Below are 14,026 nucleotides of genomic sequence, written 5' to 3'. Positions count from 1 at the left end.
CCGGGCACAGTATTCCTGACCGCCCACCATCGGATGCGCACTCGGATCAGCTGCTGAGGAACGCGCGCTGGTCGTTGGTGAGGGAATCGGCGTCGACGCGGAGAACCACCTTGCCGGCCGGGCGTGAGCCCTTGAGGAAACGGTAGGCGCTCTGGACCTCGTCGAGCGAGAAGACCCCGGCGACGGGCACGTGCACATGTCCGTAGGCGATCGCTTTGGCAAGCCACGCGAGGTCACCGCGCTCAGCCGCAGTCTCGCCTGCGATGCTCACCCCGTACGTGTCGGCGACCTGTGAACCCGCTCCGATCGAATTGATGCGTCCGGCGGGAATGTCGAGACTCAGCAGCTGCTTGATCTCGGCCTCGTCCTGGGTCGAGAACGCGGCAGCGATGCCCTCGGGGGCTGCCTCCCGCAGGCGGGCCTCGAGCCCCTCACCATAGGTGATGGGTTCGAGGCCGAGATTGCGCAGAGCTTCATGGTTGGCTTCGCTGGCAGTGCCGATGACGCGGGCGCCCAAGTTGACCGCCAATTGGGCTGCGATGATTCCGACTCCGCCCGAGGCGCCGGTGATGAGAACCGTCTCACCTTCGGTGATCGCCAGGGCGCGGATGCCCGCGATGGCGGTGCGCCCGGCGATGTAGAGGCCCCCGGCTGTATCGATGCCGAGACCGCGAGGTATCTTGTCGAGTCTTTCTGCCGGGTCCCGGATGAGCAGATGAGTCGTCTGCGTGCGATGTGGCCGTCCCCCGAAGACGAGATCGCCGGGGGAGAAGTCGGTGATACCCTCACCGACCTTGTCGATGACTCCCGAGAAGTCGGCGCCGTTGCCCTTCGTGCCGGTGGCCTGCCCGAAGGCTCCGCCGATGACGGCGAGATCGACGGGGTTGAGTCCGGCATAGCGGACAGCGACACGAACCTCACCTGGCCCGACTGAGGGGGCGTTCGCCTCGGCGATGTGGAGCTGGTCGATATCGCCGTTCTGGGTGTACTGGACACTGCGCATGATGGGAATGCTCCTCGCTGGTCGATGTGGCAGGTGCATGAGCTGTCAAAGTGTGCATCTGCCATAACCATCTGCGGTCGCGAGTTGTTCCGCAGCCTGGTCGACACCAGCCATGCTGGCCGCTGCCAGGCTCAGTTGAAGCTGGGGAAGTCGAGTTTGTAGCCGACGTAGCTGCCTGAGACCGATGTGACCCTGACCGTTCCGTAGCGCTTCTCGCCGTATGCGGTGACGTTGCAGGAGGCTGAACCTCTCTTGGAGATGACCACCAGGTCGTTGAGGCATTCGACCTCGTCGACGGTCGTCCCCTGCTTGGAGTATGCCTTCTCAATGTCCCTCTCGAGGAGGGCGGCGGGAATGGTGCCGTTGCCCTGCTCATCGATTTCGAATCCGGGGTCATCGGCGCTGGCATGTTCGCCGCCAGAACTCGATGATCCTTCACCCGCCGAGGTGGATGTGCCCGACGATGATGACGCAGCATCCGACGTCGCTGACGAGTCTGAATCGGAGGACGAGCTGCCGTAACCGCCACCTGATGATGAGCCCTGACTCGACGAGGAATCAGGGGAATCCCCGGTGGCGGTGTTCGACTCAGTCTCCTCCGGCGCTTCCTGTGCAGGAGTTGCGGCCTCTTGCTGCTCGGCAGGATTCGCTGACGTCTCGGATCCTTCCTGGCCCTGCGTCTGCTCCTGTTCGGGAGTGCCGAAGGAGATGTTCATGTCGCAGGCCGATAGTGACAGTGCTGCCGCAACTGCGCCGGCGACGGTGATGGACCGAATGATCTTCGTGGTCTTCATGGTGACTCCTGGTGACGTGAGTTGGTGTGTATAGGACAACTCTGTCAACAGGATCCGCCGAGGTGGGCGTGCTTGTGTTCGCATTCGGGGACTTGTGTTCCAGGTCGGTTACAACCGGACATCGGCGACTATCCGTGGAAGAATCGAAGGATATCTCGCCGAGGATGTCGAGAATGCGCATGTGGCTCCGTCCCAGGGATGTCAGCGAAGTTCGCGACGAGCAGATGATAAGAGGAGAAGATCATGGCTAAGTACCTGATGCTCAAGCACTACAAGATGGCCCCCGAGTACATGCAGTACACCCCGATGGAGGAGTGGACACCGGGCGAAGTCGACGCGCACATCGGCTACATGAACGACTTCGCGACGAGGTTGAAGATCAGCGGCGAATTCGTCGACTCCCAGGCCCTGTCGCCCGAAGGGACGTTTGTCCGTTTCGACGGAGCGGGCAAGCCGCCGGTCACTGACGGCCCCTTCCCCGAGACCAAGGATCTCATCGCCGGCTGGATGGTCATCGACGTCGAGTCCTACGATCGGGCGCTCGAACTTGCGGGTGAACTCTCGGCGGCACCGGGTGTCGGCGGCGAGCCGATCCGGGAGTGGCTCGAACTCCGTCCGTTCATGGGAGTGACCCCGTCTACGACGGACTGAGGGAGCTCGTTCCCATCGTGATCGGCATCCTCGAGCGGAGGGGAGCAGACTTCGCCACCGCCGAGGATGCCGTTCAGGATGCCCTGATCGAGGCGTTTCGCACGTGGCCGGAGAACGAACCCCGGGACAGAAAGGGGTGGCTGATCACGGTCGCCTGGCGCAAGTTCCTCGACCGCATCCGTGCGGAGTCCGCGCGCACTGCGCGGGAGGAACACGCCTTTACGCTGGACACGGATGCGGCGACGACCTCGGCCGATGACACCGTCGATCTCTATTTCCTGTGCGCCCATCCGGACCTCAGCCCAGCCTCGGCGGTGGCACTGACTCTGCGGGCCGTCGGCGGGCTGACGACCCGACAGATCGCCGAGGCCTACCTGGTGCCGGAGGCGACGATGGCTCAGCGCATCTCTCGGGCCAAGCGCACCCTGTCCGGACGCAGACTCAACCGCCCGGGAAACATCTCCGCGGTCCTCACGGTCCTCTATCTCGTCTTCAACGAGGGCTACTCGGGTGATGTCGACCTCGCAGCAGAAGCCATCCGTCTCGCCCGGGCGCTGGCCGCATCGATCGACCACCCAGAGGTCTCCGGGCTGCTGGCCCTCATGCTCATCCACCATGCCCGACGTCGAGCCCGATTCACCGCCGAAGGGGCCCTGATCGCCCTCGCCGACCAGGATCGGTCCCTGTGGGAGACCGAACTGATCGCCGAGGGCATCGCCATTCTGCAGACCGCGCTCGCCCGCGAGGAACTCGGCGAATTCCAGGTCCAGGCCGCCATCGGAGCTCTCCACGCCGATGCACAACGTGTCGAGGACACCGACTGGCCGCAGATCGTCGAATGGTACGACGAACTGCTCAAATTCCACGACAGCCCGATCGCATCCCTCAACCGGGCAGTCGCGATCGGTGAAGCTGAGGGGCCAGCGGCCGGACTGGCCCAACTGGACAGACTCGATGAGACTCTGCCGCGCTACTTCGCCGTCGAAGCCCACCTGCGAGAACGAGCGGGAGAAGACGAGGCGGCGGCGAAGCTCTACGTCAAGGCCGCCGCCAAAGCCGGCAACCTCGCCGAGCGCGACCACCTCATGCGTCAGGCGGCCCGGCTGAACTCTGAGCGCTGAGACCTGAGTACCGAACTCGCGGTAGTATGATCGCATGGTTGAGGCAACCGTGCACAGCGTCATGGAGACACTGGCGACAATGGAGGATCCCAAGGCCCGTGCTGTCAACGAGAAGCATGGTGACGATCACGGTGTGAATCTGACGAAGCTGCGGGCCGTGGCCAAGGAGCTGAAGAAGAACGACGGCCTCGCCGTCGAACTGTGGGACACCGGGGATACCGCGGCGCGTCTCGTCGCGATCCTCATCATGCGCCCCCGCAGCTATGATGCGGAGGGCCTCGATGCCATGCTGCGCGATGCACGTGTGCCGAAGGTCCACGCCTGGCTGGTCAACTACATCGTCAAGAAGTCGAAGCATGCCGAAACACTGCGCCTGAGCTGGATGATCGACCCCGACCAGGTCGTAGCTTCAGCCGGGTGGGCATTGACCAGCGAGCGTGTGAACAAGTCGCCCGAAGGCCTTGACCTGCCCGGTCTCCTCGACATCATCGAGGCGCAGATGCTCGGAGCCGAAGAGCGCCTGCAATGGGCGATGAATGAAACCCTGTCCTACATCGGCATCGAGAACGAACACCTGCGGCCACGTGCCATCGTCATCGGCAACCGCCTCGGTGTCCTCAAGGACTATCCGACCCCGCCGAACTGCACCTCCCCCTTCGCGCCGACCTGGATCACAGAGATCGTGGCCCGCCGAGAGGCGCAGTAAGCGTCGTCTAGACAGCCACGATGTGCGGGTGCTGTCGGTGGAAGTCGGTGGCCTGTTGGAACGCATGCCCCGCGGCCAACAGCAGACTCTCCTGAAAGTCACCGGCGACGAACTGAGCGGCCAGCGGAGTGCCGCGCTCGGAGAATCCGGCGGGCAGGGTGATCGAGGGCATCCCGCAGTTGTCGATGGGGGCCGTCGGAACCGTCACCGCGGCAAACAGCTCGGCATCCGAGCCGAGATTCTCCATCTGCGTGATCGTCGGTGAGGCGGCTCCGATGCCCGGAAGCAGGAGCAGGTCGATGTCGGCCATGAGCCCACGCATGCGACCGGTGAATGCCCGCCTGGATTCGAGCAGTTCGTGGTAGTCGAGGGCGCTCAGTCTGCGCCCCACCTCGATGAGTCCGGCGAGATCGGGTCCGTACTCGGCTGATCTCGACGGGTAGTTCTCTGCATGAACGCCCGCGGTCTCGATTCCGCACAGCGCCGTCCATTCTTGTGCCGCTTCGGGAAACCCCGGGGTGCGTACGTCGAGGACGCGCCAGCCGAGGTCGATGAGCACCTCGATTGTGGACTCCAGCATTTCATTGGTCACGTCATCGAAATGTTCGGCGGCCAGTTCGCGGTCGAAGCCGACGACCGGAGCGTGGTCGAGTTCGAGCTGCTGGCTGTAGCGGGGGACCGGTTCGAGGGCAGAGGTCGGGTCGTTGGGATCGTGCCCGGCGATGGCCTCGAGGATGATGGAGGCGTCCCGTGCGCTGCGCGTCATCGGGCCGATGTGGTCGAGGCTCGGCGCCAGCGGGAAGACGCCGTTGCGCGAGACCCGGCCCCATGTGGGTTTGAGTCCGGTGACCCCATTCGCCGAGGACGGCAGTCGGATCGATCCGCCTGTGTCCGAACCCAGTGAGCCGTAGCAGAGGCCGGCGGCAGTCGCGACGCCCGAGCCGGACGAGGAGACTCCCGACCAGGTGTTCGGCTCCCAGGGATTGATCGGAGTCGGCAGGTCGGGGTGATGGCCGGTGAATGCACCTTCGGTCAGTCGCAGCTTCCCGAGGATCACGGCCCCGGCCGCCCGCAGCCGCGCGACGACGGTGGCATCGTAGTCTGGCCGGAAGTCGGCGTGGATCGTGGTGCCAGCGCCCGTCGGTGCGTCGTGAGTGTAGGCCAGGTCCTTGATCGCCAGCGGCACGCCGTGCAGCGGTCCCAGCCAGTCCCCGCGAGCCAGACGCGCATCGAGGGCATCGGCTTCGGCCAGTGCCGAATCCCGCATCAGGGTGACGAAGGACAGAAGGTGGGAGTCGAGCTCGGCGATCCGATCGAACATGGCCTGCGTGGCGTCTCTGGAGCTCAGCCGCCCGGACCTGATGAGTTCCGATACTTCGTGCAGTTCGCGGAACTCGAGTCCGCTGTTCGCCGAGGTTGTGCTTCTGACCATGGACGCCTCCTTGCATCGGTTTTCCTCATGCTATCGGGGAAAGTCCGGAAAATCACTGCTGGTCAGATCCACCCCCGGCCAGTTCCCGCAGTGCTTGGACCTGAGCGTCGGAGATTGCCGGTGCTGCCCTGCGCTCACATGGCCGCAGCCGCCACGGTGGCCGCGAGTTCGGTCGCACCGGCGAGGTGGTCGTCGGTGACCTCGCCGGTGACGATGAGAGGGTCGAAGGCGAGTTTCCAGCCCAGGCCAGTGGTGATCTGCTTCATCGCGGTCTCCGCTCCGGTCGTGTCATAGCCTCCGTGAATCCAATAGGAGAACGGGCGGCCGGCGGTCGGATCCCTGACCTCGTCGTATGTGGTATCGAAGAAGTGCTTGAGGGCACCGGAGATGTAGCCGAAGTTCGCGGTCGTGCCGAGGACGAAGCCATCGGCGGCGAGCACGTCCGCGGACGTCGCCTCCAGTGCGGGACGGACCGTCACGTCGACGGCACCCAGCTCCGGCATGCGCAGTCCGGACAGCGCCGCCTCGGCGATTTCAGCCGTTGCCTGTGTTGGAGAATGATGAACGAGCAATATGCTGACCATGGGACCAGACTAACCCTGCAGCAGTTCGACGAGGGAGGATTCGTGGCAGTCATCTTTGATCCGCTTCGAGGGCGGACGCGGCCCGCGGCCAGCCACAGTGATGAGGAGATCATCGACGTGCTCACCGGCGCCGATGAGACCGTGGGAGTCGACACCCCCGGGTGGGCGGTGCTGACTGGGGCCGGGATGAGCACGGACTCGGGAGTTCCCGACTATCGGGGACCAGACGCGGTGCCACGGCAGCCGATGACGATCCAGACCTTCCTGTCCCACCCCGATCAGCGGGCCCGCTATTGGGCGCGCTCCTGGGTGGGCTGGCCGCGCATGCGCTCGGCGCGTCCGAACGCGGGCCATCTGGGGCTCGCGGCGCTGCCCGTTGCCGGAATCGTCACGCAGAACGTTGACGGACTCCACCAGGCCGCGGCGAGGCAGATGGGCAGCGACAGTCCGGTCATCGACCTGCATGGCAGCCTTGATCGCGTCATCTGCCTTGACCAGGGGCACATGTTCGACCGCGACTGGGTCCAGACCAGACTCAGTGAGCTCAACCCCGACTTCGCAGAACTCGTGGGAATCGACCCGATCGATGTCGAGACGGCGCCCGACGGTGACGTGGATCTGGAGGAGACGGCGGACTTCATCGTGGCCGATTGCCCCCGCTGCGGCGGATTGCTCAAGCCTGACGTCGTGTACTTCGGTGACTCCGTGCCGCCGGCGCGGCTGCAGCAAGCGAATCGCATCTGCGATGAGGCGAGCGGAATCGTCGTGCTCGGATCCTCTCTCGCGGTGCTTTCCGGGCTGCGATTCGTCCGTGCGGCCGCTAAAGCGTCGAAGCCGGTCGTCATCGTCACTGACGGTCCTACCAGGGGCGATGAGCTCGCCGACTACCGCTCGATCTCCCGCGTTGCCGATTTCGTGCAGGACTGGGCACTCAGAGGAATCCAAGGCGATGATGACAAGCTTCAGACATGACCAATCTTGCGCGAACTGAACGCCTCCGCCTCGTCGATACAGCTCACAGGGCCGGTGAAGACGCCCCGACTCTGTGCGAGGGCTGGACGACACGTGACCTGGCCACACACCTTGTGATTCGTGAGCGTCATCCCGCTGCCGCCCTCGGCATCTTCATGCCGAAGTTCGAGGGCAAGCGCGAGGAGCAGGAGCACGCGTATGCCTCGATGCCGTATTCGCATCTGCTGGGTCTGGTGGCATCCCCGCCGAGGTGGACCCCTGGCGGGTGGCCCGGCGTCGAATCGGTGATGAACACCGCCGAATACGTTGTCCACCATGAGGACATCCGCCGTGCTGCGATCGAGTGGATCCCACGCAGGCTGTCGCTGCCGGAGAACCGTGCGGTGTGGGCCGCGTGCCGAACCGCACTCCTGCCCTTCGTAGCCAAGGCTGAAGGCCGTGTGGAGATCTCCAGCCCAGGCTTCGGCCAGCGCAGCGCTGGCAGGCAATCTGGCGGAAGCAACGGGAGGGCCGGCGGAATCACCATCACGGGCGAACCTGTGGAGATCCTGCTCTACCTCATGGGGCGTGAGCGGCGTGCCCTCGTCGACGTGAAGTGAAACGGCTGCTTCGGCGAAACGGGGGAAAACCCCCGAGCAGCGCAACGGTTTATATCATTCACCCCGCCGCGCAGAGTTCCTAGGCTGGTACCAACAGCACAGAGACGAGCAGAGGCAGAATCATGGACACCAACTACACCCCCAACCTTGACAGCAACCAGCCCTCCGGCAGCCGGAGCTACTACGATCCGACCGAGAACTACGGCACAGGCGCGCAGCCTCAGCCGCCGCAGTCATACCGTCCTCGAGCCGAGGAGGATCCGGGTAAGGTCCTCGGGATCATCTCCCTGGTCGCGACCCTGTCGACGTTCCTCGGTTTCAATTTCCTCGGCCCGATCATCGGCATCATCACCGGTCACATGGCACGCAAGAACTCACGCGGCGCAGGCTTCGCCGACAACGAGATGGGCAAATGGGGCTTCATCCTCGGCATCGTGTTCCTCTCGGTGGCAGCACTGGGGGGACTGCTCGGCCTGTCCATCGCAGGCTTCGCCGGACTCGCCGGTCTGTTGGGAGCCTGAGTCTCAGACAGGCTGAGATTCAGTATCCGACCCAGGCTCCGCGCTCCTGATCGAGCACGCGAGGGTGGAGCAGGGTCGATGCCTCAACGTCACCGACGGAGGCCCGATCACGATCGGGCGGGAACGTGGTGGAGGAGGCGAGCACCTCAGGCGTCGCGAATTTCAATCCCCCGGGAGCATCCGCAGGCATTGTGACGTCCGGACCCTTCTCGCTGGAACCATCGTGTCCAGAGACATCGGCGAGGAAGTAGCCCCAGTCACCGAAGCTGGGGACATCGACGTGATAGGGCGTGGTCGTCAGGCCCGCCTCGGCGACGGCCTCTCCGATGCCCCAATACGCCTCCGGCGCGAAGTACGGGGAGCCGGCCTGGACGACGAGGCGGGCCTCGGGGGACATCACCTGCTTGATCAGACCGTAGAACTCGATGCTGTAGAGCTTCGAGGTGGCCACATCGTCAGGGTCGGGCAGATCGGCGATGATCGCATCGTAGGCGGTGTGTTTGGCTTCACGCAGCCAGGTGAAGGCGTCCGCGGCGATGGTTCTCACTCGGGGATCGTCAAGGGAATCCTCGTTGAAGTCGGTGAAGTGATCCGAGGTCTTCGCGAGCTCGAGGACGCGTGGGTCGAGGTCGACGAGCGTCACCGATTCGACGTCGGGGTACTTGAGGATCTCCCGCACGGCCAGGCCGTCCCCGCCGCCGAGGACGAGGACGTTGCGCTTGGGGCCGTCCATGAGCGGATGGACGAGGGACTCGTGATAACGGTATTCGTCGGCCGAGGCGAACTGGAGGTCCCCATTGAGATAGAGCCTTGTGTCCCCGGTCTTCTGCGACTCGGTGAGCACGATCTCCTGGTAGTCCGTGCGCTGGGAGTACACGATCGGGTCGCGGTACAGACGCTGGCGGGTGGTCATCTCGATGTCGTCGGTGAACACCCAGACCACGGTGAGTCCGCCGACGATGAGGACGAGCAGACCCGCCAGGATCACCTGTGTGCGGGTGCGGATCTCGGTGCGGAAGAGCCAGAGGACGATGAGGATGCCGACGACGGCGTTCGTGATCCCCACAACCAGAGCGCCTCTGGGCAGACCGAAGATCGGAAGCAGGATGAAGGGGAAGGCGAGCCCGCCGACCAGCCCGCCGACGTAGTCCGCGGCGAAGAGATCGGCCACGGCGCTGGAGGCCTTCTGCGCACGGATGCGCTGGACGAGCTCCATGAGCAGGGGGATCTCCGCGCCGATGAGGGCACCGATGACGAAGGCGAGGACGACCATCGCCACGGTGTAGACGTCGGCGAAGGCGAAGGCGAGGTAGAGCAGGATGACCGAGAGCCCGCCGATGATGCCAAGGGCCGCCTCGATGAGGGCGAAGGCGACGGCGGCGAATTCGGTCAGGCGCTTCGTGGCCAGGGACCCGATGCCCATCGCGAAGACCATGACGGAGAGGACGATCGAGGCCTGGACGATCGTGTCGCCCAGGAGGTAGGAGCCCAGAGCGACGAGCGCGAGCTCGTAGACCATGCCGCAGCTGGCGCAGATGAAGACGGCCAGGAGCACGAAGAAGCGGGCAGGTCCTGGCTTCAGCGGCAGCGTGATCGGTCTGCTGCCGCTGATCGAATCGGCGTCACCGGTTTCGGTCGATGAACTCAAAGGAGTGCTGCGGCCATGATGCCCGCGATGCCCACGTGAGCCGTGGCATTGACCCAGACCTCAGGATGAAGTTGATCGGCATTGACGATGTCGCCGAGCTTGCCCGGGGTGAAGGCGTCGATGAGCAGGAAGCTCAGGGCCATGAGGATGATGCCGACGAGGCCGAAGACCAGGGTGGAGATGATGCCGAAGAGGAAGTCATCGGAGCTGGCTCGGATCGCGGCGATGACGATGATCGCGACGCCGGCGAGGTCGGATGCGACGAGGACCGCGGCGTTCCGTGACTTCTGCTCCCAGAGGATGACGTGCAGCTTTCCGGGAGTGAGGAGATCGACGACGAAGTAGCCGACGAGCATGAGCGCAAGGCCGCTCACAGCGTAGGAGAGGACGATCCCGATCTCAAGGAAGAGTTCTGCCAACATGATTGCCTTTCAGAGTGCTGTCGGTGCTGTCATTTGCCGCGAACGCTGTCATTTGCCGGTGCCGGGTCCGCCGCCGCGGAATCCCGAGCCGTCGCCGTAGTTCGATCCGGTGCTGCTGGAGCTGCCGCCGAAGAAAGGCAGGAAGAAGAATCCTCCGCCACCGCCACCCGAGCCGTCCGAGTCATCCGTGCAGCCATTCATGATGTTGCCGAGGATCAGGACGATGACGATGAGGATGACGACGGTGCCGCAGCCGGAGCGCTTCCTCGGGCCGCCGGAGTTGTTGTTCGAGGGCCCGGAGCCGCGATTGCCCCCGGACCCGCGGTCTCCGCCGCCGGATGCGCGCCCGTTCTCGGCGTCGAAGTTGAAGGAGCCTCCGCCCATGGAGACGTTGGGACCGTGACTCATGATCTCCTCCTCAGCTGACTCTGGCTGTGCACGATCTGCCGGTGCTGCGGATAGCAGTGCCAGCTCTGCCAAGAGACCTGCTCCGACGTCATGTCAGTGAGCGCCAATGCTGTGAGCGCACCCGGTTCACCGGGGAAGTCGACGACGAGATGACGGTCGTGGGTACTCGAACGGGCCACCACCTCGGCGGCGGCATCGCTGAAGCTGCCGGCCACATCCGTGAGTCCACACCGGAACTGATGTCGGGTGAAACTCGACCAGATTCCAGCGGTGGTGCGAGTCGTGTCCCAGGCGGGACGCTCATCCTCGCCGAGGCAGGCGAAGGTTTCGATGAACGAGTCGGTGTCGCTCTCGCTCACGATCACCTGGTGGGATGAGCCGATGACGTGGAGTTCGAGACGCGAGCGGTCATGCCCATTCGCCGACGGCAGGTCGATGACGTCTGAGGCCAGAGGGGTGATGCGGCCGTGGTCGAGGCTGAAGGTCAGCGCCTGGGCAGACGTATCGGCGAATGCCACGTCGACGCTCACGTGCTGGGCCGGCACCGGCCCGGTCAATGGGGGAGTGAGCGTCATCAGCTGCCCGAATAGATGGTGAAGGAGCCGACCGGGATCGATTCTCCGGTGCTCACTTCCCAGCGGCCGTGGTCGAAGCGTTCGAAGGCCAGCAGCTTGTGGTCATCGGACTCGTAGTCGACATAGTCCACGCCGCCCTTCTCATTGAGGCCGGTGGTGCCCTCGGAGCGGTAGGAGGCGGTCCCGTGCTCGACGAGTTTGTACTCGGTGCCCTCGATCGTGATGGTCTTCGCCTTGGGCTCGATGTCGAGCTCGGGCCGATCACTCCACCGGGAGACCTGCAGGTCGGGATCCTTCTCGACGGTCAGCCACAGGCGGGTGGCGGACTGGTCTGCCTGGAAGAAGTGCTCGGCCCAGTCGTAGCCGCCCTCGGAGATGCGCAGGGTGCCGCGGACGAAGAACTTCTCATTGCCGAATTCGAGCAGGTCGCCGGCCTTGATCGTCTCCGGATCTCCGCCGGTGTTCTGTTCGGGGGCGAACGGATCCTGCGGTCGGCGGGGTGCGGCCGCATTCTCGTCGAACTTGCGGCGGCTCGCGGCGCGCCTGCGGACGATGATCACCGTGACGATGATGACGACGATGAACACCAAGACGGTGATGAGGATGTTGGACGACACGGGTGCCTGCTTCACTCAGTTAGCCGGAACTTTCATACTCAACTGTAGTCGAAACGTCCCTCGAGCGCGGTCATGGAATCCGCAGGGAGGAAACCGAGATCCCGGTTGAGCGCGTGCATCGGCCCGTTGCTCGTGGCTGTGTAGGTCTGGACCCATGAAGCCTGGGCGGCCTCCGGGATGTCGTGGAGCTGGCGCATGTTTGCGACCTTGAGTCCGCGTCCGATGCCGCGACCGCGATACGCACCGTCGACGAAGGTGTCCTCCTGGATGATGATGTCCGGTTCGTGGCCCGAGACCATGATCTCCGTATAGCCGACAGGGGCGGGGCCGATGGAGTCGTCGTCGATGTGCGCGATCGAGCTGACGAGGATCCAGCCCTGCTCCGCCATCCGCTCCTCATGGGTGCGAATCGCGCTCGCACCGGCATGTTTGAGGGTGCGGGTCAGTTCGCCGACGGGGACATCCTCGTCCATCTGTTCCCGCAGCCTCGCCCAATCCTCGACCACTCCGTCCGGGCAGCCGCCGATCCACGAGGTGATCGACATGGAAGGATCGGGCGCTGCGGTCAGACGCGACTTCGCATCCGGGTTCTTGTAGCGGTTCGCATCCTCGTGCAGGTAGGCCGGCAGGTCGAGTAGGAGGCGATGTTCCTGGTTGCCGATGCGCAGGCCCTGGGTTTGAGCGAAGGCCACGCCTTCCGGGCAGTAGGTCTCGGTCTGGACGAGGTCCGCGCGCCCGCGCAGCAGCTCCTCGACGACTCCGGCTATCGAGGTGCCGTGGCCTCGGCGCCGGCGGGCGGGCACAACTCCGATCTCGACAGCGGCGGGAGCATCGGTGACGATGTTGATCTCCGCACCGCCGATGGCCTCCTCGCCGAGGTGGGCCAGGAGTGCGATGTCCACCTTGTCCGACCGTGGGTGGGCGAACTGGGTGAGGGTGGATTCGAGACTCTGCCACCAGGGTGCGGTTCGATTAGCAGTGTAGGCCTCACGCATGAGGCCGTGCCAACGCGTGAGTCCGACGACATCGTCGGGCTCGATGCGGGTGATCCGGACATCGACCATGTCACGAGTCGACCATGGCCCGATTCGGATTTCAAGGATTCCGGTGCCAGTCTTTGCCGTCCTCAGGTCCTGCCTCGGCGGCGGGATCGTCTTTGGGAAGGCGAGAGCCGATGTGCGCATCGGGACGATTCATCACTCGGTAGACGAGGAAAGCCCCCACACTGACGACCACGATGATGACCAGGATGAGGAAGATGACCGCGCCGAGACCAGGTTCCATCACTTGGCCATCCGACGACGGTCGAGGAAATTCGCGAAACGGGCGCGGAAGGAACCCATGCCGATCGAACCGGTGACTCGGATGATCGGCTTGCGTCCCTCTGGGACGGCGTTGACCACGGACTTCACCGAACCCCATGACTTCGATAGGGAGTCGATGTTGACGGCCCAGTCATCGGGGATGACGACGATCACAGACCCCATGCCGGCGACGACTTCGACATCGATGACCGCGAGGCCGGTCTCGACCTCGAGGAAGTTCAGTTCGATGTTCGCCCCTGTCGGGTGACACCGGATATAGGGAGGAACCTGCCATTTGGCGCGGCGGAGCTCGTTCTCCCAGCCGGCCTTGATGACCAATGGCTCTCCTGTCTCGATGGCCTGCCCTGCGGGGGTCGATCGGGTGAGAGGTGAGCCTGGACGGAAGCGATCGGAGGGCAGATCAGTGGTGAGGTCGGAGAGAACCTCGTCAAGATCGATCGGGAACCGGGCGGTATGGACCTTCTCCATGCGCTCGTCGAGTTCCTCAACCGTGATCCGGCCGTCGCCGGCGGCTTCGCGCAGGACTTCGATCGCTTCATCGCGCTCTTTGTGTCCGATGCGGTAGGTCTTCGCGGGGTCGTTTTCGGCAGGGGAGCTGTCGGGGGAATCGGGGGTGGAGTCGCTCATAGTCTCTATCGTGCCCGATCA

At 64.4% G+C, this 14,026-nt stretch carries 18 protein-coding genes; 6 read left to right on the top strand and 12 right to left on the bottom strand.

Annotated elements, in window-relative coordinates:
* Positions 1-46: 46 nt before the first annotated feature.
* Both JTF07_RS14465 and JTF07_RS14460 read right to left on the bottom strand, forming a co-directional pair.
* A complete protein-coding gene (locus tag JTF07_RS14465) occupies positions 47-1,003 on the bottom strand; it encodes an NADP-dependent oxidoreductase (protein WP_204234925.1) in 957 nt (318 codons plus the stop codon).
* Between the two features lie 131 nt (positions 1,004-1,134).
* Complete coding sequence (locus tag JTF07_RS14460) at positions 1,135-1,797, bottom strand: hypothetical protein (RefSeq protein ID WP_204234924.1); 663 nt, start codon at positions 1,795-1,797, stop codon at positions 1,135-1,137.
* A 243-nt stretch (positions 1,798-2,040) separates the two neighbouring features.
* Here JTF07_RS14460 and JTF07_RS14455 point away from each other — a divergent pair, with 243 nt between their 5' ends.
* The 3 genes from JTF07_RS14455 to JTF07_RS14445 are packed head-to-tail and all read left to right on the top strand — an operon-like array spanning position 2,041 to position 4,275.
* Positions 2,041-2,448, top strand: coding sequence for a YciI family protein (locus tag JTF07_RS14455; protein WP_204234923.1), 408 nt, complete (start codon positions 2,041-2,043; stop codon positions 2,446-2,448).
* A complete protein-coding gene (locus tag JTF07_RS14450) occupies positions 2,397-3,569 on the top strand; it encodes an RNA polymerase sigma factor (RefSeq protein WP_204234922.1) in 1,173 nt (390 codons plus the stop codon). Before JTF07_RS14455 ends, JTF07_RS14450 begins: the two co-directional genes overlap by 52 nt.
* Before the next feature lie 34 nt (positions 3,570-3,603).
* Positions 3,604-4,275 (top strand): DNA alkylation repair protein, encoded by a 672-nt coding sequence (locus tag JTF07_RS14445; protein ID WP_204234921.1) that lies wholly within the window; start codon positions 3,604-3,606, stop codon positions 4,273-4,275.
* Positions 4,276-4,282: 7 nt separating this feature from the next.
* Here the strand turns inward: JTF07_RS14445 and JTF07_RS14440 are convergent, their stop codons facing one another.
* A complete protein-coding gene (locus tag JTF07_RS14440) occupies positions 4,283-5,707 on the bottom strand; it encodes an amidase (protein ID WP_204234920.1) in 1,425 nt (474 codons plus the stop codon).
* A 134-nt stretch (positions 5,708-5,841) separates the two neighbouring features.
* Positions 5,842-6,291 (bottom strand): flavodoxin family protein, encoded by a 450-nt coding sequence (locus tag JTF07_RS14435; RefSeq protein ID WP_204234919.1) that lies wholly within the window; start codon positions 6,289-6,291, stop codon positions 5,842-5,844.
* Positions 6,292-6,333: 42 nt separating this feature from the next.
* Here JTF07_RS14435 and JTF07_RS14430 point away from each other — a divergent pair, with 42 nt between their 5' ends.
* The 3 genes from JTF07_RS14430 (at position 6,334) to JTF07_RS14420 (ending at position 8,383) form a co-directional block, all read left to right on the top strand.
* The gene (locus JTF07_RS14430) at positions 6,334-7,263 is read left to right on the top strand and encodes a Sir2 family NAD-dependent protein deacetylase (RefSeq protein WP_204234918.1); all 930 of its coding nucleotides are present in this window, start codon (positions 6,334-6,336) and stop codon (positions 7,261-7,263) included.
* Positions 7,260-7,862, top strand: coding sequence for a TIGR03085 family metal-binding protein (locus tag JTF07_RS14425; RefSeq protein WP_204234917.1), 603 nt, complete (start codon positions 7,260-7,262; stop codon positions 7,860-7,862). The genes JTF07_RS14430 and JTF07_RS14425 overlap by 4 nt, the downstream gene beginning before the upstream one ends.
* A 122-nt stretch (positions 7,863-7,984) precedes the next feature.
* Entirely contained in the window at positions 7,985-8,383 is a 399-nt protein-coding gene (locus JTF07_RS14420; RefSeq protein WP_204234916.1) for a DUF4190 domain-containing protein, read from the top strand.
* Between the two features lie 19 nt (positions 8,384-8,402).
* Here JTF07_RS14420 and JTF07_RS14415 read toward each other — a convergent pair whose 3' ends face one another.
* The 8 genes from JTF07_RS14415 to JTF07_RS14380 are packed head-to-tail and all read right to left on the bottom strand — an operon-like array spanning position 8,403 to position 14,005.
* Entirely contained in the window at positions 8,403-10,031 is a 1,629-nt protein-coding gene (locus JTF07_RS14415; RefSeq protein WP_204234915.1) for a polyamine aminopropyltransferase, read from the bottom strand.
* Positions 10,028-10,453, bottom strand: a complete 426-nt coding sequence (locus tag JTF07_RS14410; protein ID WP_204234914.1) for a DUF350 domain-containing protein — start codon at positions 10,451-10,453, stop codon at positions 10,028-10,030. The genes JTF07_RS14415 and JTF07_RS14410 overlap by 4 nt, the downstream gene beginning before the upstream one ends.
* A gap of 48 nt (positions 10,454-10,501) precedes the next feature.
* Positions 10,502-10,861 carry a hypothetical protein gene (locus JTF07_RS14405; RefSeq protein WP_204234913.1) on the bottom strand — a complete coding sequence of 120 codons (360 nt, stop codon included), beginning with the start codon at positions 10,859-10,861 and terminating at the stop codon, positions 10,502-10,504.
* Complete coding sequence (locus JTF07_RS14400; protein WP_204234912.1) at positions 10,858-11,436, bottom strand: DUF2617 family protein; 579 nt, start codon at positions 11,434-11,436, stop codon at positions 10,858-10,860. Before JTF07_RS14400 ends, JTF07_RS14405 begins: the two co-directional genes overlap by 4 nt.
* Entirely contained in the window at positions 11,436-12,053 is a 618-nt protein-coding gene (locus JTF07_RS14395; RefSeq protein ID WP_204234911.1) for a DUF4178 domain-containing protein, read from the bottom strand. Before JTF07_RS14395 ends, JTF07_RS14400 begins: the two co-directional genes overlap by 1 nt.
* A 38-nt stretch (positions 12,054-12,091) precedes the next feature.
* Entirely contained in the window at positions 12,092-13,117 is a 1,026-nt protein-coding gene (locus JTF07_RS14390; protein WP_204234910.1) for a GNAT family protein, read from the bottom strand.
* Positions 13,118-13,148: 31 nt separating this feature from the next.
* The gene (locus JTF07_RS14385; RefSeq protein ID WP_204234909.1) at positions 13,149-13,337 is read right to left on the bottom strand and encodes a hypothetical protein; all 189 of its coding nucleotides are present in this window, start codon (positions 13,335-13,337) and stop codon (positions 13,149-13,151) included.
* Positions 13,337-14,005 (bottom strand): DUF1707 SHOCT-like domain-containing protein, encoded by a 669-nt coding sequence (locus JTF07_RS14380; protein ID WP_204234908.1) that lies wholly within the window; start codon positions 14,003-14,005, stop codon positions 13,337-13,339. Before JTF07_RS14380 ends, JTF07_RS14385 begins: the two co-directional genes overlap by 1 nt.
* Positions 14,006-14,026 lie beyond the last annotated feature (21 nt).

Origin of the sequence: Brevibacterium sp. RIT 803 (assembly GCF_016892625.1) — a bacterium.
GTDB lineage: Bacteria > Actinomycetota > Actinomycetes > Actinomycetales > Brevibacteriaceae > Brevibacterium.
This window is presented reverse-complemented; position numbering and strand designations above follow the sequence as displayed.

Coding starts and splice junctions, on each gene's coding strand:
- JTF07_RS14385 (WP_204234909.1), bottom strand. CDS start 13,337: ATGGAACCTGGTCTCGGCGCGGTCATCTTCCTCATCCTGGTCATCATC.
- JTF07_RS14420 (WP_204234916.1), top strand. CDS start 7,985: ATGGACACCAACTACACCCCCAACCTTGACAGCAACCAGCCCTCCGGC.
- JTF07_RS14465 (WP_204234925.1), bottom strand. CDS start 1,003: ATGCGCAGTGTCCAGTACACCCAGAACGGCGATATCGACCAGCTCCAC.
- JTF07_RS14440 (WP_204234920.1), bottom strand. CDS start 5,707: ATGGTCAGAAGCACAACCTCGGCGAACAGCGGACTCGAGTTCCGCGAA.
- JTF07_RS14425 (WP_204234917.1), top strand. CDS start 7,260: ATGACCAATCTTGCGCGAACTGAACGCCTCCGCCTCGTCGATACAGCT.
- JTF07_RS14445 (WP_204234921.1), top strand. CDS start 3,604: ATGGTTGAGGCAACCGTGCACAGCGTCATGGAGACACTGGCGACAATG.
- JTF07_RS14455 (WP_204234923.1), top strand. CDS start 2,041: ATGGCTAAGTACCTGATGCTCAAGCACTACAAGATGGCCCCCGAGTAC.
- JTF07_RS14390 (WP_204234910.1), bottom strand. CDS start 13,117: ATGGTCGATGTCCGGATCACCCGCATCGAGCCCGACGATGTCGTCGGA.
- JTF07_RS14400 (WP_204234912.1), bottom strand. CDS start 11,436: ATGACGCTCACTCCCCCATTGACCGGGCCGGTGCCGGCCCAGCACGTG.
- JTF07_RS14380 (WP_204234908.1), bottom strand. CDS start 14,005: ATGAGCGACTCCACCCCCGATTCCCCCGACAGCTCCCCTGCCGAAAAC.
- JTF07_RS14410 (WP_204234914.1), bottom strand. CDS start 10,453: ATGTTGGCAGAACTCTTCCTTGAGATCGGGATCGTCCTCTCCTACGCT.
- JTF07_RS14435 (WP_204234919.1), bottom strand. CDS start 6,291: ATGGTCAGCATATTGCTCGTTCATCATTCTCCAACACAGGCAACGGCT.
- JTF07_RS14405 (WP_204234913.1), bottom strand. CDS start 10,861: ATGAGTCACGGTCCCAACGTCTCCATGGGCGGAGGCTCCTTCAACTTC.
- JTF07_RS14460 (WP_204234924.1), bottom strand. CDS start 1,797: ATGAAGACCACGAAGATCATTCGGTCCATCACCGTCGCCGGCGCAGTT.